Annotated in this window: 14 protein-coding genes; 9 read left to right on the top strand and 5 right to left on the bottom strand. The window is 66.8% G+C overall.

What is annotated here, in order from left to right; translation table 11 throughout:
• The first annotated feature begins 114 nt into the window (after nucleotides 1–114).
• The 4 genes from G3N62_RS12570 (at nucleotide 115) to G3N62_RS12555 (ending at nucleotide 4114) form a co-directional block, all read left to right on the top strand.
• Nucleotides 115–1515 carry a cytochrome ubiquinol oxidase subunit I gene (locus G3N62_RS12570; RefSeq protein WP_034190503.1) on the top strand — a complete coding sequence of 467 codons (1401 nt, stop codon included), beginning with the start codon at nucleotides 115–117 and terminating at the stop codon, nucleotides 1513–1515.
• 3 nt (nucleotides 1516–1518) lie between these two features.
• Entirely contained in the window at nucleotides 1519–2526 is a 1008-nt protein-coding gene (gene cydB, locus G3N62_RS12565) for a cytochrome d ubiquinol oxidase subunit II (protein WP_059561279.1), read from the top strand.
• A 160-nt stretch (nucleotides 2527–2686) separates the two neighbouring features.
• Nucleotides 2687–3607 (top strand): bestrophin family ion channel, encoded by a 921-nt coding sequence (locus G3N62_RS12560; protein WP_124608192.1) that lies wholly within the window; start codon nucleotides 2687–2689, stop codon nucleotides 3605–3607.
• Nucleotides 3608–3700: 93 nt separating this feature from the next.
• A complete protein-coding gene (locus G3N62_RS12555; protein ID WP_124608193.1) occupies nucleotides 3701–4114 on the top strand; it encodes a VOC family protein in 414 nt (137 codons plus the stop codon).
• A gap of 9 nt (nucleotides 4115–4123) precedes the next feature.
• Here G3N62_RS12555 and trpS read toward each other — a convergent pair whose 3' ends face one another.
• Together trpS and G3N62_RS12545 are read right to left on the bottom strand one after the other, a co-directional pair.
• Nucleotides 4124–5137: a tryptophan--tRNA ligase gene (gene trpS / locus G3N62_RS12550; RefSeq protein ID WP_124669562.1), complete on the bottom strand. Its 1014-nt coding sequence runs from the start codon at nucleotides 5135–5137 to the stop codon at nucleotides 4124–4126.
• Nucleotides 5138–5351: 214 nt separating this feature from the next.
• Nucleotides 5352–5513 (bottom strand): hypothetical protein, encoded by a 162-nt coding sequence (locus G3N62_RS12545; protein ID WP_185733055.1) that lies wholly within the window; start codon nucleotides 5511–5513, stop codon nucleotides 5352–5354.
• Nucleotides 5514–6216: 703 nt separating this feature from the next.
• Between G3N62_RS12545 and G3N62_RS12535 the strand changes: the two genes are divergently transcribed.
• From G3N62_RS12535 to argE, 4 genes are all read left to right on the top strand, one after another.
• Nucleotides 6217–7539, top strand: coding sequence for an NAD(P)/FAD-dependent oxidoreductase (locus G3N62_RS12535; protein WP_124669561.1), 1323 nt, complete (start codon nucleotides 6217–6219; stop codon nucleotides 7537–7539).
• Nucleotides 7540–7623: 84 nt separating this feature from the next.
• Complete coding sequence (locus G3N62_RS12530) at nucleotides 7624–8061, top strand: RidA family protein (RefSeq protein ID WP_034190498.1); 438 nt, start codon at nucleotides 7624–7626, stop codon at nucleotides 8059–8061.
• Nucleotides 8062–8069: 8 nt separating this feature from the next.
• The gene (locus G3N62_RS12525; RefSeq protein ID WP_124669560.1) at nucleotides 8070–8747 is read left to right on the top strand and encodes a DUF1028 domain-containing protein; all 678 of its coding nucleotides are present in this window, start codon (nucleotides 8070–8072) and stop codon (nucleotides 8745–8747) included.
• Nucleotides 8740–9903 carry an acetylornithine deacetylase gene (gene argE / locus G3N62_RS12520; RefSeq protein WP_124669559.1) on the top strand — a complete coding sequence of 388 codons (1164 nt, stop codon included), beginning with the start codon at nucleotides 8740–8742 and terminating at the stop codon, nucleotides 9901–9903. Before G3N62_RS12525 ends, argE begins: the two co-directional genes overlap by 8 nt.
• Before the next feature lie 45 nt (nucleotides 9904–9948).
• On the opposite strand, the gene G3N62_RS12515 is transcribed toward argE, so the two are convergent.
• Nucleotides 9949–10881 carry a LysR substrate-binding domain-containing protein gene (locus tag G3N62_RS12515; protein ID WP_034190495.1) on the bottom strand — a complete coding sequence of 311 codons (933 nt, stop codon included), beginning with the start codon at nucleotides 10879–10881 and terminating at the stop codon, nucleotides 9949–9951.
• A gap of 403 nt (nucleotides 10882–11284) precedes the next feature.
• On the opposite strand from G3N62_RS12515, the gene G3N62_RS12510 reads away from it, so the two are divergent.
• The gene (locus tag G3N62_RS12510) at nucleotides 11285–12706 is read left to right on the top strand and encodes a cytosine permease (RefSeq protein WP_069705795.1); all 1422 of its coding nucleotides are present in this window, start codon (nucleotides 11285–11287) and stop codon (nucleotides 12704–12706) included.
• Nucleotides 12707–12806: 100 nt separating this feature from the next.
• On the opposite strand, the gene G3N62_RS12505 is transcribed toward G3N62_RS12510, so the two are convergent.
• Both G3N62_RS12505 and G3N62_RS12500 read right to left on the bottom strand, forming a co-directional pair.
• On the bottom strand, nucleotides 12807–15086 hold the full coding sequence (locus G3N62_RS12505; RefSeq protein ID WP_034190493.1) for an FdhF/YdeP family oxidoreductase: 2280 nt from the start codon (nucleotides 15084–15086) through the stop codon (nucleotides 12807–12809).
• A gap of 122 nt (nucleotides 15087–15208) precedes the next feature.
• Nucleotides 15209–18049, bottom strand: a complete 2841-nt coding sequence (locus tag G3N62_RS12500) for an AAA family ATPase (RefSeq protein WP_124669558.1) — start codon at nucleotides 18047–18049, stop codon at nucleotides 15209–15211.
• Between the last annotated feature and the right edge of the window lie 173 nt (nucleotides 18050–18222).

Here is an 18222-nt window from a genome sequence, read left to right as displayed (position 1 = left end):
TCACGCTTCGATGCCGTGCGAGGGTCCGTTGACGTTCGCATGTGTAGTCGCCAAGCCGTCGCGCGATTTCCTGCTTCGGGCGTACGTCCTCACAACCACGAGCAAATTACGGTCATGGAAATCTTCGATGCATTCCATCTCGCCCGATTGCAATTCGCATTCACGGTGTCGTTCCACATCGTGTTTCCCGCGATCAGCATCGGCATGGCGAGCTTCCTGGCGGTGCTGGAATGGCGTTATCTCGTCACCGGCGACGCCGCCTACAAATCCATGTTCCAGTTCTGGTCGAAGATCTTCGCGATCGGCTTCGGGATGGGCGTGGTCTCCGGCGTCGTGATGGCGTACGAGTTCGGCACCAACTGGGCCGGCTTTTCGCGCGTCGCGGGCAACATCACGGGGCCGCTGCTCACGTATGAAGTGCTGACTGCATTCTTCCTCGAGGCCGGCTTCCTCGGCGTGATGCTGTTCGGCTGGCAGCGCGTCAGCCCGCGTGCGCACTTCTTCGCGACGCTGATGGTCGCGGTCGGCACGCTGATCTCGACGTTCTGGATCCTCGCGTCGAACAGCTTCATGCAGACGCCGCAGGGCTACAAGATCGAAAACGGCCTGGTCGTGCCGGTCGACTGGTTCAAGATCGTCTTCAACCCGTCGTTCCCGTACCGTCTCGTGCACATGACGATCGCGGCGTTCATCGTCGCGGGTTTCATCGTCGCCGCGTGCGGCGCGTGGCACCTGCTGAAGGGCCGTCGCGACGAGCCGGTGAAGCGCAGCTTCTCGATGGCGCTGTGGATGCTGCTGGTGCTCGCGCCGATCCAGATCGTCGTCGGCGACGCGCACGGGCTGAACACGCGCGAATACCAGCCGGCGAAGATCGCCGCGATCGAGGGGCTGTGGGAAACCGAGAAGGGCGGCACCGCGCTGAACCTCGTCGGGCTGCCCGACATGCAGGCCGAAACCACGCGCTATGCGATCCAGGTGCCGCACCTCGGCAGCCTGATCCTCACGCACAGCTGGGATGGCGAGATTCGCGGGCTGAAGGAATTCCCGCCGCAGGACCGCCCGTATTCGCCGATCATCTTCTGGACGTTCCGGATCATGGCCGGCCTCGGGATGCTGATGCTGCTCACCGCGCTGCTCGGGCTGCTGTTGAGAAAGGGCGGGCGCCTCTATGAGACGCGCTGGTTCCAGTGGTTCGTGGTGGCGATGGGGCCGTCGGGCATCGTCGCGCTGCTGGCCGGCTGGATCACGACCGAGGTCGGGCGGCAGCCGTGGACCGTCTATGGCGTACTACGCACCATCGACTCGGTCTCCCCGCTCAACGCTCAGCAGGTCGGCGTGTCGCTGCTGGTCTTCGTGGTCGTGTATTTCCTGGTATTCGGAACAGGTATCTACTACATGATGAAACTGATGAGGCGCGGGCCGGCGGCCCAGGCCGGGTACATCGAGCTGCACCGGCATCCGGGGCTGCGCAAGAGCGCGCTGTCCACGCCGCTGAACGTCACCGAAGCGGAGTAAGCCATGCACATCGATCTTCCTGTCGTGTGGGCCGCGATCATCGGCCTCGGCGTATTCATCTACGTGATGCTGGACGGTTTCGATCTCGGGATCGGCCTGCTGTTTCCGTTCTTTGACGCGAAGGCCGAGCGCCAGGTGATGCTCGACACCGTCGCGCCGGTGTGGGACGGCAACGAGACGTTCCTCGTGCTCGGCGGCGCGGGCCTCTATGGCGCGTTCCCGGTCGTGTATTCGACGCTGCTGCCGGCGAACTACCTGCCGCTGGTGCTGATGCTGGTCGGCCTGATCTTCCGGGGCGCGGCGTTCGAACTGCGCGCGAAGGCCACCCGCACGCAGCACATGTGGGATCTCGCGTTCATCGGCGGCTCGGCGCTCGCCGCGTTCTGCCAGGGGATCGTGCTCGGTTCGCTGCTGCAGGGCATCAAGATCGAGAACAACCAGTTCGCGGGCGGGCCGTTCGACTGGCTGTCGCCGTTCAGCCTGCTGTGCGGGATCGGCGTGCTCGTCACGTATGCGACGCTCGGCTGCGGCTGGCTGATCCTGAAGGTCGACGGCGAGCTGCAGCGCAAGATGCGGCTGCTGATGAAGCCGCTCGCGGGCGTGCTGCTCGCCGTGATGGGCGTGGTGAGCCTGTGGACCGTGATCGGGCTGCCGGCCGTCGCGCACCGCTGGTTCGGCAGCGGCAACCTCGTCTGGTTCCTGCCGGTGCCGGTTCTCGTCGTCGCATGCGTGTGGGGCATCTTCCACACGGTGAAGCGCGCGCACGAGGCGACGCCGTTCCTGCTGACGCTCGCGCTCGTGTTCCTCGGCTACACGGGGCTCGTGATCAGCATCTGGCCGAACATCGTGCCGCCGTCGCTGACGATCTGGGACGCGTCGTCGAGCCATTCGAGCCAGCTGTTCGCGCTCGTCGGCACCGTGATCGTGCTGCCGATCATCCTCGTGTACAACGCGATGCAATACCGCGTGTTCCGCGGCAAGGTGCGCGAGGGCGACATCGGTTATCACTGAGCGGCATGCGAGGTGACGGGGCGCGGCGTGCGCGTATCATCACGCGCAGCGCGGCGCCCGGCACGGCATCCGACGGAAAGCGGCCCGCCATGCGCGGGCCGCTGCGCATCGGGTGCGGGCGCAACGGGTTGCGTATTCCTTTGGCAGTCGAGAAAACATCATGATCGTCCGACCACGACAGAACTGGCTCAGGATGCTGTTCGTATGGAACGGCTCCGTGCTCCAATCGATCATTCCGCAGCTCGTGTTCATGGCGATCGTCAGCACGCTGGCGGTCTTCACGAACGGGCGCATCTTCGGCGAGAAGATTCCGCTCAACACCGCGCCGTTTACGCTGTTCGGGCTCGCGCTCGCGATCTTCCTCGGGTTTCGCAACAACGCGAGCTTCGAGCGTTTCAAGGAGGCGCGGCATCTGTGGGGCAACCTGCTGATCGCCGCGCGCGCCGTGACGTCGCAACTGCATCGCTACCTGCCCGACGGCGTGAGCGACGCGGAGCGCAACCGGCTTGCCGACCTGCTGATCGCGCTTGCGTATGCGCTGAAGCATCAATTGCGTCATACCGACCCGACCGCGGACCTGCTGCGCATTCTCGGGGCGGAGCGCACGGCCGCGCTCGGCGGCAAATGCTACAAGCCGGTCGCGATCCTCGACGAACTGCGCGGCGGCATCGTTCGTGCGCTGGGCCCCGCGGCCGGCAGCGGCACGACCTGCTGGATGTTCGAGACGCAACTCGACGAGCTCGGCAAGTCGGTGGGCGGTTGCGAGCGCATCCTGTCGACGCCGATCCCGTTTTCATACAGCGTGCTGCTGCATCGCACCGTCTATGCGTATTGCGTGCTGCTGCCGTTCGGGCTCGTCGATTCGACGGAGTTCTTCACGCCGCTGATCTGCGTGTTCATTGCCTACACGCTGATCGCGCTCGAAGCGATCGCGAACGAAGTGGCCGAACCGTTCGGCCTTGCGCCGAATGCGCTCGCGCTCGACGCGATCACGCGCACGATCGAGCGGTCGGTGCTGGAACTCGGGGATCGGCCGATGCCGGAGGAGTTCGTGCCGGCGTCGACGTATCAGATCACGTAGGGAGCGTGGTCGGTAGTGTAGTCGTCGGTAAGGTTGATCGGTCCGACCGGGAGGGGTTGTGTAGACTCGTGCTCGTTCAATGGAGCCTACACCATGCAACTGCTTGATCACGTGTCGATCGGCGTTCCGGACATCGACCTGGCACGCCCCTTCTACGATGGCGTCATGACTGCGCTGGGCGCGACCAAGGTCTATGACCGGCCCAATGCGCTCGGCTATGGCGAACGTTGCAGCGCGAACGACCCTGCATCGACTTTTCTGGCGGTGTATCTGGATCCCGCCGAAATCGGGACGAGCAAGCGGCACTGGTGTTTCAAGGCCGCGTCCCGCGAGCAGGTGCATGCGTTCTTCGAGGCTGGCCTTGCCACGGGCGGCCAGTCCGACGGCGACCCCGGATTGCGGCCGCACTACCACGGCGACTACTACGCGGCCTTTCTGGTCGATCCGGCCGGCAACCGGGTCGAGGCCGTGTGTCATGCGGCGGTGCCGGCGCGCGAGCGGCCGTGACGGCGCTGCTCAATCGAAATACGTGAGCCCCATCGCGCGTTTCACCTCCGCGATCGTTGCACCCGCCACTTCCCGTGCGTGCAGCGTGCCGCGCTTCAGCGTCGCCATCACCTCGGCCTTGTCGGCCTCGAACTCGCGGCGGCGCGCGCGGATCGGCTCGATCAACGCCTGCAGCCGCTCGTTCAGCACGCGCTTGACGACGCTGTCGCCGAGGCCGCCGCGGCGATAGTGGGCCTTCAGTTCGTCGACCTTCGCGACGTCCGGCTCGAACGCATCGAGGAACGTGAACACGACGTTGCCCTCGACCTGGCCGGGATCGCTCACGCGCAGGTGGTTCGGATCGGTGTACATGTCCTTCACGGCCTGCGCGATCTCGTCCGGCGTCGAGCCGAGCGTGATCGCATTGCCGAGCGACTTGCTCATCTTAGCCTTGCCGTCGATGCCCGGCAGCCGCGTGACCGACGACAGCACGGCCTCGCATTCGACCAGCACCGGCTGCTCGACGGTCGCGTTGAAGCGGCGCACGAGTTCGTTGGTCTGTTCGATCATCGGCAACTGATCGTCGCCGACCGGCACGTGCGTCGCCTTGAACGCGGTGATGTCGGCTGCCTGGCTCACCGGGTAGGTCAGGAAACCGGCGGGGATGTCGCGCTCGAACCCGCGCAGGCGGATCTCTTCCTTGATGGTCGGATTGCGTTCGAGGCGCGCGACCGTGACGAGGTTGAGCAGGTATTGCGACAGCTCGGCGAGTTCGGGCACCTGCGACTGCACGACGATCGTCGAGACCGCCGGGTCGATACCGACGGCGAGGTAGTCGAGCGCGACCTCGATCACGTTCTCGGTGACGCGCTGGCGGCGGCCCATGTTGTCGGTCAGCGCCTGCGTATCGGCGAGCAGCAGGAATTGCGTCGCTTCGTGCTGCATCTGCACGCGCGCGCGTAGCGAGCCGATGTAGTGGCCGAGATGCAGCGGGCCGGTCGTGCGGTCGCCGGTGAGGATGGTCGGGCGGGTGGGTTGCGTCATGGTCGTCGTTGGCTCCGGGTTGTCGAAGGCGCCAGCCATGATGTCGGTGCGGTGCAGAAACGCAAATGCCGCCATGGCTGGCGGCATCACGTTTGGGACATGCAAAAGGAAACGGGCCGCCTGGGTCAGGCGCGCCACCAGCAATGCACGATCGGCGAGGCGGGTTGGGTTTCCATCGCGCAAGTATAGCGTAGTGCGCGGCCGGGCGTGCGCGTCAGTGGATCATCGACTCCATCGCGAGGTACGCGGTTTCGGCGGACGGCCACAGCAGGTACAGCAGGCCGACCATCAGCAGCCACGCGCCGGCGCGGACGAGCGGCGTGCGGTCTTTGTCGCGCCGCGGGGCAGGGCGGGTGGGCGGGTTCGAATTTTTCATGCTTGCAGGCGCGGGGTGCGCCACTCCAACGGTTACTGCAACGGGTCGCGCGGGGCGACGCCGGGGTGTTGCGGGGTTCTACGGGGCTGGGTGCCGTCTGAGACACCAAGTCGCCGAGGGTGCGTTGGCGAGGTTAGCCGGTCGTGGGACATAAAAGGGAACGATTGAGTGTCGCGTATCCGCTTCCATGCCGATGTGACGCGCATGCTACCAGTTCGACGATGCGGACACAGTCAAGAATTGTCGGGCGGCTCGATCGGCTCTCCGTCGGTCCGGCGAGGCAGACTATCGCCGCGGGCTCACGGAGCTCGAGCAGCGGGTCGAGCTTGCCCGTGGATACGCCGTCGCAAGCGTGAATCGTGAGTGGGTGACGCTGTACTGGCGGATCGGTGGCGACGCTTTCGAACACCAGGAACGACAAGGGTGGGGCGAAGGTCGTCGATCGGCTGGCGCAGGACCCGAAGGCTGCGTTTCCCGACATGCGGAGATTCTGCCCGCGCAACCTGAACGACGTATGGGCTCTGCTGCAAGCGTGGTCATCGTCGGTACCTCCATCGCTCCCGCCCCAGCTTTTTTCTCGTCAACACCAACAAAAAACATCATTTCGCGCCAGGCGGCCTGTCCGCAGAATGTCTCCATTCCCACTCGCCCGACAGCACGAACGTCGCAGCGAGCCGCACGTCAGAAGCTGAAGGAGACAGCCGTGGCAGTCGAAACAACCTCAATCGATACGCTCGTCGTCGGCGCCGGGCAGGCCGGCGTGGCCATGAGCGAGCATCTGGGCAAGCTGGGCGTGCCCCATCTCGTGCTGGAGCGCGACCGCATCGCCGAGCGCTGGCGCACCGGGCGCTGGGATTCACTGGTCGCGAACGGCCCCGCGTGGCACGACCGTTTCCCGGGGCTCGAATTCGACGGCCTCGATCCCGATGCGTTCGCATCGAAAGACCAGGTCGCCGATTACTTCGAAGCGTATGCGCGCAAGTTCAACGCGCCGATCCGCACGGGCGTCGACGTGACGAACGTCGTGCGCAACACCGGCAAGCCGGGCTTCGTCGTCGAGACGTCCGACGGCACGATCGAGGCGAACCGCGTGGTCGTCGCGACGGGGCCGTTCCAGCGCCCGGTCGTTCCGCCGATCGCGCCGGACGATGCGCGCCTCGTGCAGATCCATTCCGCCGACTATCGCAATCCGGGCCAGCTTCCGGACGGCGCGGTGCTGGTGGTCGGCGCCGGCTCGTCGGGCGTGCAGATCGCCGACGAGCTGCAGCGCGCGGGTCGGCAGGTGTATCTGTCGGTCGGGCCGCACGATCGCCCGCCGCGCGCATATCGCGGCCGCGACTTCTGCTGGTGGCTCGGCGTGCTCGGCGAATGGGACAAGGAAATCGCGACGCCCGGCCGCGAACACGTGACGATCGCGGTGAGCGGGGCGCGCGGTGGCCACACGGTCGATTTCCGCGCGCTCGCGAACCAGGGCGTGACGCTCGTCGGGCTGACGAAGTCGTTCGACGGCGGCGTGGCCGTGTTCGAACGCGATCTCGCGGTCAATCTCGCCCGCGGCGACGAGAACTACCTGTCGCTGCTCGACGCGGCCGATGCCTACGCGGCACGCAACGGCCTCGACCTGCCGGAAGAGCCGGAAGCGCGGCGCATCCTGCCGAACCCCGACTGCGTCGCGCATCCGATCCTCGCGCTCGATCTCGCCGGCGCGGGCGTCACGTCGATCGTCTGGGCGACTGGCTACGCAGTCGACTACGGTTGGCTCAACGTCGACGCGTTCGCGCCGAACGGCAAGCCGCAGCACCAGCGCGGCGTGTCGAAGGAGCCCGGCATCTATTTCCTCGGGTTGCCGTGGCTGTCGCGGCGCGGCTCCAGCTTCATCTGGGGCGTGTGGCACGACGCGAAACACATCGCCGATCACATCGTCACGCAACGCAAGTACCTCGCGTACCACGACGCGTCGCAGCGTCGCGTGGCAGCCCAGCAGGCACCGGCCGACGCGCGCCCGCTCGCCGAAGCGACGAACTGACCACCTGACGGACCGACACGCATCCGCTGCGCCGCGGCCGCTTCCGGCGCGGCGGGCGTACCCACCGACACTCGAAGGACCTCGATGAGCCAGCCTACCCATACGCGTATCCGCATGTTCAACACCAAGGATACCTACCCGAACCAGACGCTCGACAACGACCTGTGCCAGGCCGTGCGCGCCGGCAACACCGTCTACGTGCGCGGCCAGGTCGGCACCGATTTCGACGGTAACCTGATCGGTCTCGGCGATCCGCGCGCGCAGGCCGAGCAGGCGATGAAGAACGTCAAGCAGCTGCTGGAGGAAGCCGGCAGCGACCTCACGCATATCGTGAAGACGACGACCTACCTGATCGATCCGCGTTATCGCGAACCGGTGTACCAGGAAGTCGGCAAGTGGCTGAAGGGCGTCTATCCGATCTCGACGGGGCTCGTCGTCTCGGCGCTCGGCCAGCCGCAATGGCTGATGGAGATCGACGTGATCGCGGTGGTCCCCGACAACTGGCAGCCGAACCGCGCATAGGAGACGACATGACTTTCTCCATCGTCGGGCGCTGCCCGGAGACAGGCCAGCTCGGGATCACGATCAGTTCGTCGAGCATCGCGGTGGGCGCGCGCTGCCCGTGGGTGCGCGCGGGCGTGGGCGCCGTCGCGACGCAGAACATCACGCTGCCGGCGCTCGGGCCGCAGATTCTCGATCTGATCGAGCACGACCAGCTTGCGCCGGCCGCGGCGCTCGACCGCGCGCTCAGCGCGAACGGCTGGAGCCAGTACCGGCAGGTCACGGTGATCGACGGGCAGGGGCAGACGGCGTGTTTCACCGGCAAGGAAGCGCTCGGCACCCATCACGCGGTGCAGGGCGAGCAGTGCGTGGCGGCCGGCAACCTGCTGGCCGCGCCGGCCGTGATCGACGCGATGGCGCGGGCGTTCGAACAGGCGCACGGCCCGCTCGCCGATCGCCTGCTGGCCGCGATGCATGCCGCGATGGCGGCCGGCGGCGAAGCCGGTCCGGTACATTCGGCCGCGTTGAAGGTGGCCGGCGACGTGACCTGGCCGATCGTCGACCTGCGCGTCGACTGGGCCGATACCGATCCGATCGGGCAACTCGATGCGCTGTGGCGCGCGTATCGGCCGCAGATGCAGGACTACCAGACGCGCGCGCTGAACCCGACCGCCGCGCCGAGCTACGGAGTGCCGGGCGATGAGTGACACGTCGAGCCGTGCGCTGCTCGAACGGCTGATCGGCTTCGCCACGGTCAGCCGCGATTCGAACCTCGAGATGATCGCCTTCATCCGTGACCATCTCGCGGGTTTCGGCGTGGCGAGCGAGCTGTTCTACAACGCCGAGCGCACGAAGGCGAGCCTGTACGCGACGATCGGCCCGCGCGATCGCGGCGGCATCGCGCTGTCGGGTCACACCGACGTGGTGCCGGTCGACGGGCAGGCGTGGACGGTCGAGCCGTTCCGGCTGACCGAGCGCGACGGCCGCCTGTATGGCCGCGGCACGGCCGACATGAAGGGCTTCATCGCGTCGGCACTCGCGGCCGTTCCGGCGTTCGTGTCGCGGCCTTTGAGCATGCCGGTGCATTTCGCGTTCTCCTATGACGAGGAAGTCGGTTGCCTCGGCGTGCGGCCGATGCTCGACGTGCTGGCCGCGCGCGAGCATCGGCCGCGGCTGTGCCTGATCGGCGAGCCGACCGAACTGAAGCCGGTGCTCGGTCACAAGGGCAAGCTCGCGATGCGTTGTCACGTGAAGGGCGCCGCGTGTCACTCGGCGTACGCCCCGTCGGGCGTCAACGCGATCGACTATGCGGCGAAGCTGATCGGCCGGCTCGGCGAGATCGGCGCGGCGCTCGCGCGACCCGAGCGGCACGACGGCCGTTTCGATCCGCCGTTCTCGACCGTGCAGACGGGACTGATCAAGGGCGGCCGCGCATTGAACATCGTGCCGGCCGAATGCGAGTTCGATTTCGAGGTGCGTGCGCTGCCGGATTTCGACGCGCACGACGTGCCGAGGACGCTGCAGGACTACGCGGAATCCGAGCTGTTGCCGAAGATGCGTGCGGTGCAGCCCGATACCGACATTCGATTGCAGCCGCTGGGCGCGTATCCTGGGCTGGCCACCGCGCCGGACAGTGAAGCTGCGCGCCTGCTCGCGATGTTGAGCGGTTCCGACGCATTCGGCACGGTCGCGTTCGGCACCGAGGGCGGACTGTTCGGGCAGGCCGGCATTCCGACCGTGGTGTGCGGGCCCGGCAGCATGGACCAGGGGCACAAGCCCGACGAGTTCGTCACGCTCGAGCAACTGCACGGCTGCGACGCGATGCTGGATCGCCTGGCCGCGCATCTTTCCTCGGCGGCCTGAGCCTGCAGCCTGGATGCATGCGCCGCGTCCCGCGGCGCGTGCGCTTCACGTTCCTTGTCGCGCCGATTCCGCGACGATTCGCGCGAGCCGTTCACGGCAGAAATCGACGAACGACTGCGCCTGCTTCGTGAGCTGTCCCCGCTTCAGCCGTGCGCTCACGAGCCCCGACGGGCTCACCGTTTCGCTGAGGCCGATCGTCACGACGCGCTGGCCGTCGTACGTGTATTCGGAATGCGGGCGCGTGACGAGCAGCGAGAAGCCGAATCCCTGGCCGACCATGCCGCGCACCATCTCGATCGACGGCGAGCCGAACACGATGTTCGGCGTGAGGCCGAGTTCATGGAACAGGCTGACGAAATACGTGCGGCTGGGCTGCACGTCGAGCAGGATCATCGGCTCGACGCACAGGTCGCGCAGCGACACGTGCGCCTGGCCGGCGAACCGATGGTTCTCCGGCAGCAGCACGTACGGCTGTTGCGGCGGCATCAACGGTTCGGTCTCGATCGTGCCGTCGAGATCGTGGTCGTACATGAGGGCGAGATCGAACGTGCCGGACGTCAGGCCCTGCACGAGTTCCTGCTGGTCGCCGTCGCGCAGCCGGATGTTCACGCCCGGGTAGCGCTCGCGAAAGCCCGCGATCAATTGCGGCAGGTAGAGCGGCGCGACCGTCTCGAAGCAGCCGATGTCGATCTGCCCGGTAATCACGTCGTTGTCGGCGAGTGCGTTCTGTTCGAATTCGTGCGCGATGCGCAGCAGCTCCTGCGCTTTTCGGTAGAAGCGCGTGCCGGACGGCGTCAGCGACACGCCTTGCGCGTGATGGCGGATGAACAGCTTCACGCCGAAGCTCTCCTCCAGCCCCTTGATCGCGCTGGAAATCGACGGCTGCGCGATGAAGAGCTGACGCGAGGCTTCGGCGACGCTGCCGGATTCGACCGTCGTGATGAAGTATTTCAGTTGCCGCAAAGTGTAGTGAGCCACAAGCACCTCTGATGCCCGGCCCCGGCGTGCCGCCGCGGGCGCATGCGCGTTCCATGGGGAAACAGACCCTGGCACCTTACCCGAAGTCGTTCGGCGCCGGAATTTCCGCTGCAGAGCTTTTTCGTATGTCGCGGAAATATTTTTAGTATTTTCCGGCCGCGACGGTCGTGGCGCACCATCGTCTCCAACCTGGATCACGACGCTCGCGAAGCGGCCGCGCCCACGCCGGCGGGACATGTCATCCGTCCCCGCCAGCGTGCCTCGTCCGCTTCGTTCGACGCCGCCGCGCATGCACGCGGCGCGTCCTCGCTCGCGTATCCGGACCCGATTGCAGGCGCGCACCCCGACGCGCGCCGGCGGAAACGGCACGCGCGCATCGGCGCGCAGGACAGGAGACTTGACCATGACGAACGCGGAACGCAATGCGTCCCCGATGATAGAGAAGCACACGATCGGCTATGTGCCGCCCGCAGAGCGCCACGGCAAGGTGCGCGACCTGTTCACGCTCTGGTTCGGCGGCAACATCGCGCCGCTGCCGATCGTGACGGGTGCGCTCGGCGTGCAGATGTTCCACCTGAACCTGATGTGGGGCATCGTCGCGATCGTCGTCGGCCAGGCCGTCGGCGGCGTGCTGATGGCGCTGCACTCGGCGCAGGGGCCGCAGATGGGCATCCCGCAGATGATCCAGAGCCGCGCGCAGTTCGGCTCGTGGGGCGCGCTGCTCGTCACGGTGATCGCGGCCGTGATGTACGTCGGCTTCTTCGCGTCGAACATCGTGCTGGCCGGCAAGTCGGTACACGGCATCGCGGCGTCGGTGCCGGTGCCCGTCGGCATCGTGATCGGCGCGGTGGGCTCCGGGCTGATCGGGATCGTCGGCTACCGGTTCATCCACATCCTGAACCGCATCGGCACGTGGGTGCTCGGCATCGGCATCTTCGTCGGCTTCTGGATGATCCTCTCGCACGTGACGACCGACGATTTCCTGACGCGCGGCGGCTTCGACTTCGCGGGCTGGCTCGCGACGGTGTCGCTGTCGGCGTTGTGGCAGATCGCGTTCGCGCCGTACGTGTCGGACTATTCGCGTTATCTGCCGGAGAACGTCGGCGTCGCGTCGACGTTCTGGGCGACCTATCTCGGCTGCACGATCGGCTCGACGCTCGCGTTCATCTTCGGCGCGGTCGCGGTGCTCGCGGTGCCGGCCGGCGCGGACACGATGGACGCCGTCAAGCAGGCGACGGGCCCGCTCGGCCCGCTGATGCTCGTGCTGTTCCTGCTGAGCGTGATCAGCCACAACGCGCTGAACCTGTACGGCGCGGTGCTCGCGGTGATCACGTCGGTGCAGACGTTCGCGTACAAGTGGATTCCGACCGCGAAGGCGCGCGCGGTGGTGTCGGTCGTGATCTTCGTCGCATGCTGCTACGCGGCGATCGGCGCGTCGACGAACTTCGTCGGCAACCTCGTCGATCTCGTGCTCGCGCTGCTGGTCGTGCTGGTGCCGTGGACGGCGATCAACCTGATCGACTTCTACGTGATCCACAAGGGCAAGTACGACATCCAGTCGATCTTCAGGGTGGACGGCGGGATCTACGGCCGTTTCAATCCGCAGGCGCTGCTCGCGTACGCGATCGGCATCCTCGTGCAGATTCCGTTCATGAACACGCCGATGTACGCGGGCCCGATTCCCGCACACCTGGGCGGTGCGGACCTGTCGTGGCTCGTGGGGCTGCTGCTGACCTCGCCGCTGTACTACTGGCTCGCGACGCGCGACAGCGCGTATCGGCGCCGGCAGGGTGCGGCGCACCTGCCGCCGACGGCAGCGCGCTGAAAGGCGGGGAGGGCCGCCGCCCGGGTTGCGGCGCGCGGCGGCCGGTGGCAGGGATCGGGCAGGCGCGCGATGAACGATGCACCGCCCGCCTGCCGGTCCGTCAAACGACGGCCGAGCGCACGACGCGCACCGGCACCGACTTGTACGACGGCGTGCCGCTTTCCTTGTCGATGTAGTCGAGCGGCACGAGCACGTTCGCTTCCGGATAGTACGCGCCGACCGAGCCCGGCGCGATGTCGTACTCGATCGCGGTGATCTTCTCGAGGCGCAGCGTGCGGCCCGACGCGGTGATCGTCTCGATGTCGACGAGGTCGCCGTGCTCGAGCCCGTACTTCGCGAGGTCGGCCACGTTCATGAACAGCACGTCGCGTCGCCCGAACACGCCGCGATAGCGGTCGTCGAGCCCGTAGATCGTCGTGTTGTACTGGTCGTGGCTGCGCAGCGTGATCAGCCGCAGCACCTGCTCGGCGCCGAGCACGTCCGCGTCCTCCTTCACTCCCTTGTAGACCGAGAACATCGCCTTGCCGGTCGGCGTCGGCCACACGCGCTCGGTGGGCGGCAGCGGCAGGCGGAAGCCGCCCGGCGTGCGGATGCGCTCGTTGAACGCCTCGAAGCCGGGCACCGTGCGGTCGATCAGGTCGCGGATGCGGTCGTAGTCGGCGATCAGGTCGAGCCATGCGACCTTGCTGTTCGGCAGCGTCGCATGCGCGATTCCCGCGACGATCGCGGGCTCCGAGCGCAACTGGTCGGATGCCGGCTTGAGCTTGCCGGCCGACGCGTGGACCATCGACATCGAATCCTCGACGGTGATCGACTGGCGGCCGGTCGCCTGCATGTCGAGCTCGGTGCGGCCGAGCACCGGCAGGATGAAGGTTTCCTTGCCGACCAGCAGGTGCGAACGGTTCAGTTTCGTCCCGAGATGCACGCTCAGGTCGAGCTTCGCCATCGCCGGGAACGACAGCTCGGGATCGGGCAGCGCGACCGCGAAATTGCCGCCGAGGCACAGCAGCGCCTTCGCGGTGCCGTCGATCATCGCCTGCATCGCCTGCACGGCGTCGTGCCCGTGATGCGCGGGCGGCGTGAAGCCGCACACGTCCTCGATCTTCTTCAGGAACTCGGCCGACGGCTTCTCGGTGATGCCGACCGTGCGGTTGCCCTGCACGTTCGAATGGCCGCGCAGCGGGCACACGCCGGCGCCGGGCTTGCCGATGTTGCCGCGCATCAGCAGCAGGTCGGCGATCAGGCGGACGGTCGCGGTGCCCTTGTTGTGCTGCGTGACGCCCATGCCGTACGTGACGATCGTCGCGTTCGACTTCGCGTACGCGAGCGCGACCTGTTCGAGCTGTGCCTGGCTGAGGCCGCTCGCGCGTTCGATGTCGTCCCACGACGTGGCCTCGAGGTCGGCCGAGAACGCGTCGAAGCCGTTGGTGTGCTGCGCGATGAAATCGCGGTCGAGCACGTTGCCTTGCTCGGCTTCGAGCTTCAGCAGCGCCTTCATGATGCCCTTCAGCGCGGCCGCGTCGCCGCCCGCGTCGACCTGGTAGTACGTCGACGCGATACGCGTCGAGCCGAACGACGCCATCTCGATCATGTCCTGCGGATCGGCGAAGCGTTCGAGCGCGCGTTCGCGCAGCGGGTTGAACACGATGATCGGCACGTTGCGGCGCGCGCACTCGTGCAGCGTGCCCATCATCCGCGGGTGGTTCGTGCCGGGGTTGTGGCCGATCGAGATGATCAGCTCGCAGTGGTCGAAATCCTCCAGCGACACCGTGCCCTTGCCGATGCCGATCGACTGCGGCAGGCCGACGCTGGTCGGCTCGTGGCACATGTTCGAGCAGTCGGGGAAGTTGTTGGTGCCGAGCTCGCGCGCGAACAGCTGGTACAGGTACGCGGCTTCGTTCGACGCGCGGCCCGACGTGTAGAACTCGACCTGCTCGGGCGGCAGCGCGCGCAGCACTTCGCCGATGCGCGCGAACGCGTCGTCCCATTCGATCGCGCGGAACGTGTCGCTCGCGCGGTCGTAGACGAGCGGATGCGTGAGCCGCCCCATGTCCTCCAGTTCGTAGTCCGACATGCGCAGCAGCGACGATACGGTGTTCGCCGCGAAGAACTCGGGCGTCACGCGCTTGGTCGTCGCTTCCCACGTGACGGCCTTCGCGCCGTTCTCGCAGAACTGGAACGTCGACTTGTGTTCCTTGTCGGGCCACGCACACCCGGGGCAGTCGAAGCCGTCGGGCTGGTTGGTCCGCATCAGCACGATCGGCGCCTCGATGGTTTCCATCTGCGTACGCACCGCATCGGCTGTCGCGCGAAGCGCGCCCCAACCGCCGGCGGGCCCATCGTATTTCCTGATGCCTGGCACTTCGCGTCGATTTGTCATGTGAATCTCCAAGAGCCGGGCCCGCTACGGGTGGCTCGGTTGCGCCGTGTCGCGGCGTGGGGCGGCTCCGTCCCGCGGACGGAGCCGGTCATGCGTGCCCGGTCTGCCGGGTACGCGTTTTTTTAATGTGCGTCCTTCTTCGCGCCGGACGACTTCTTGCCCGACTTCGCCGCGGGCGGCGGCGCGTCGGCGGGCGTGTCGTCCGCCTTCGCGTCACCGGATGCCTGGGCGGCCTTGCCGTTCGGCCTGGCCTTGCCGTCCGCGTCCTTCCCGGCGTCCTTCTTGTCCTTCGCTTCCGGCGCGGCGAGCTTGTTGAACTTCACTTCGTCGCTGTCCTTGTCGTAGTCGACCTCGCAGGTGTCGCCCGATTTCAGCCGGTCGGCGAGGATCTCCTTCGCGAGCCGCGTCTCGATGGTCTGGCGGATCTGGCGCTTCAGCTCGCGCGCGCCGAATTCCGGCTGGTAGCCGACTTCGGTCAGGTGGTCGACGAGCGAGCCACCCATCACGAGCGTGATGTCCTGCGCGGCGGCCGTACGCACCACGCGGTCGAGCTGGATCTGCACGATCGCGCGGATGTTGTCCTTCGACAGCGCGTGGAAGACGATCACCTCGTCGATCCGGTTCAGGAACTCGGGCCGGAAATGGCCCTTCAGCACCTGCATCAGTTCCTCGCGGATCGCCTTGTCGGTCTTGCGCGCGGCTTCCGGCTGCGTGAGGTTGTCCATGATGATCGCCGCGCCGAGATTGCTGGTCGCGATGATGATCGTGTTGCTGAAATCGACCACGCGGCCCTTGCCGTCGGTCAGCCGGCCGTCGTCGAACACCTGCAGCAGCACGTTGTAGACGTCGGGATGCGCCTTCTCGATCTCGTCGAGCAGGATCACGCTGTACGGGCGCCGCCGCACGCGCTCGGTGAGCTGGCCGCCTTCGTCGTAGCCGACGTAGCCGGGCGGCGCGCCGATCAGCCGGGCAACCGCGTGCCGCTCCATGTACTCGGACATGTCGATGCGGATGATCGCCTGCTCGTCGCCGAACACGGTCTCGGCCAGCGCTTTCGCGAGTTCGGTCTTGCCGACGCCCGTCGGCCCGAGGAACAGGAACGCCGCGATCGGCCGGTGCGTCTGGCCGAGCCCCGCGCGCGACAGCCGCACGGCGTCGCTGACGGCGACGACCGCATCGCTCTGGCCGACCACGCGTTCGCGCAGCTGTTCTTCCATCTTCAGCAGCTTCTGGCGCTCTTCCTGCGTCAGCTCGGACACGGGGATGCCGGTCAGCCGCGACACGACCTCGGCCACCGATTCGACGGTCACTTCGAGCGTCTCGGAGCCGGTCTTGCGCTGCCACGCCTCCATCTTCTCGTCGACGGATTTCTGCTTCGCGTTGATCTGCTCCTCGAACTGCTTCGCTTCGTCGAAGCGCTTGCGCGACGTCGCGTAGTCCTGCTCGCGCTTCAGTTGCGCGATCTGCGCCTCGCCTTCCTGGATGTCGACCGGGCGCGACGTCGCGCCGATCCGCACGCGCGCGGCGGCCTGGTCGATCAGGTCGATCGCCTTGTCGGGCAGGAAACGCGACGTGATGTAGCGGTCGGCGAATTCGGCGGCCGCGACGAACGCGTCGTCGGCGAACGTCACCTGGTGGTGCGCCTCGAGGCTGTCGCGCAGCCCGCGCAGGATCACGATCGTCTGCTCGACGCTCGGCTCCGGCACGAACACGGGCTGGAAGCGTCGCTCCAGCGCGGCGTCCTTCTCGATGTACTTCTGGTACTCGTTGAGCGTCGTCGCGCCGATCAGGCTCAGCTCGCCGCGCGCGAGCGCGGGCTTCAGCACGTTCGCGATGTCGAGGCCGCCTTCGCCGCCGCCCTGGCCCGCGCCGACGATCGTGTGCAGCTCGTCGATGAACAGGATCAGTTCGTCCTGCTTCGCAGTCACTTCGTCGATCAGCTGCTTCGCGCGCTCCTCGAATTCGCCGCGGTACTTCGCGCCGGCCACCATCGAGTTGATGTTGACTTCGACGAGCCGCTTGTCGCGCAGCACTTCGGGCACGTCGCCATTGACGATCCGCTGCGCGAGCCCTTCGACGATCGCCGTCTTGCCGACGCCCGGCTCGCCGATCAGCACCGGGTTGTTCTTCTTGCGGCGCGCGAGTACCTCGATCGTGCTCTCGATTTCCTGCGCGCGACCGAGCACCGGGTCGAGCTTGCCCTGGCGCGCGATCGCGGTGAGGTCGCGGCCGAACTTGTCGAGGTTCGGCGTGCCGGTCGGCGCGTCGACGCGGCCGTCCTCGGCGCCCTTGCCGACCACCTTCACGACTTTCTGGCGCAGCGCCTCGGGCGTCACGCCGTATTTCTTCAGCAGCGTGCCGGCGACGCTGTCCGGCACCGATGCGAGCCCGATCAACAGGTGCTCGGGGCCGATGTACGAGTGGCCGAGATCGCGCGACGCCTGGAACGCGTACTGCACGGCTTTCTTGACGCGCGGCGAGATCGACAGCTTGTCGAGCGGCGCATCGGGGTCGGCCGTGCCGGTGTGCGCATGCTCGTCGATATACGACCGGATGTCCTGCGGCGACAGCTTCAGTTCCTTCAGCAGCGCGGCGCACACGTCGGTGTCCGCGAGTGCGTACAGCAGGTGTTCGGAGTCGAGTTCGCTGCGGCGCAGCTCGTGTGCCTTCTCGGCCGCGCGCTGCAGCAGTTCGAGCGTCTGTTCGCTGAACGCGTCGGTCGGGTCGACCGATTCGCGCGGAATCTCGGCGGCGAGCGGCGATTCGTCGCCGAGCCCGCCGAACAGCGAAGACGGGCCGCCACCGCCCAGCAGCGAATCGAACGGGTTCAGCATGCTCTGATGCCGCATCAGCTGACGGAAGTGGTAATCGCAGATCGAAATCGTCTTGCGCTCGCCGTCCTGCATCACGGTTGCGCGCGCGACGGCCGGCCGGGCGTGACAGATATCGCAAAGTGCGGGCATGGTGGTCTGGCTCCTGTCTGTGAAGGTGGGTCGAAGGGTGAAGTCCCGATGACGGGCGGCGAGCAGATCAACAACATGATTCATTTCTACAAGAACATCGCGATCGCGGGCGGCTTGCTTGCACTGTGCGCAGCGGGCCCCGGTCGATATTCGATCGATCGCGGATAAACGGA

It is taken from the genome of Burkholderia sp. Tr-20355, from assembly GCF_017104685.1.
GTDB classification, from domain to species: Bacteria; Pseudomonadota; Gammaproteobacteria; order Burkholderiales; family Burkholderiaceae; genus Burkholderia; species Burkholderia seminalis.
The sequence above is the reverse complement of the archived record's forward strand: the minus strand, read 5'-3'. Positions and strand labels throughout refer to the sequence as shown.

Bases quoted from the DNA above. Each gene is read 5' to 3' on its own strand.
- G3N62_RS12500 (WP_124669558.1), bottom strand. From the start codon at position 18,049: ATGCCCGCACTTTGCGATATCTGTCACGCCCGGCCGGCCGTCGCGCGC.
- cydB (WP_059561279.1), top strand. From the start codon at position 1,519: ATGCACATCGATCTTCCTGTCGTGTGGGCCGCGATCATCGGCCTCGGC.
- trpS (WP_124669562.1), bottom strand. From the start codon at position 5,137: ATGACGCAACCCACCCGCCCGACCATCCTCACCGGCGACCGCACGACC.
- G3N62_RS12555 (WP_124608193.1), top strand. From the start codon at position 3,701: ATGCAACTGCTTGATCACGTGTCGATCGGCGTTCCGGACATCGACCTG.
- G3N62_RS12530 (WP_034190498.1), top strand. From the start codon at position 7,624: ATGAGCCAGCCTACCCATACGCGTATCCGCATGTTCAACACCAAGGAT.
- G3N62_RS12570 (WP_034190503.1), top strand. From the start codon at position 115: ATGGAAATCTTCGATGCATTCCATCTCGCCCGATTGCAATTCGCATTC.
- G3N62_RS12510 (WP_069705795.1), top strand. From the start codon at position 11,285: ATGACGAACGCGGAACGCAATGCGTCCCCGATGATAGAGAAGCACACG.
- G3N62_RS12505 (WP_034190493.1), bottom strand. From the start codon at position 15,086: ATGACAAATCGACGCGAAGTGCCAGGCATCAGGAAATACGATGGGCCC.
- G3N62_RS12525 (WP_124669560.1), top strand. From the start codon at position 8,070: ATGACTTTCTCCATCGTCGGGCGCTGCCCGGAGACAGGCCAGCTCGGG.
- argE (WP_124669559.1), top strand. From the start codon at position 8,740: ATGAGTGACACGTCGAGCCGTGCGCTGCTCGAACGGCTGATCGGCTTC.
- G3N62_RS12560 (WP_124608192.1), top strand. From the start codon at position 2,687: ATGATCGTCCGACCACGACAGAACTGGCTCAGGATGCTGTTCGTATGG.
- G3N62_RS12545 (WP_185733055.1), bottom strand. From the start codon at position 5,513: ATGAAAAATTCGAACCCGCCCACCCGCCCTGCCCCGCGGCGCGACAAA.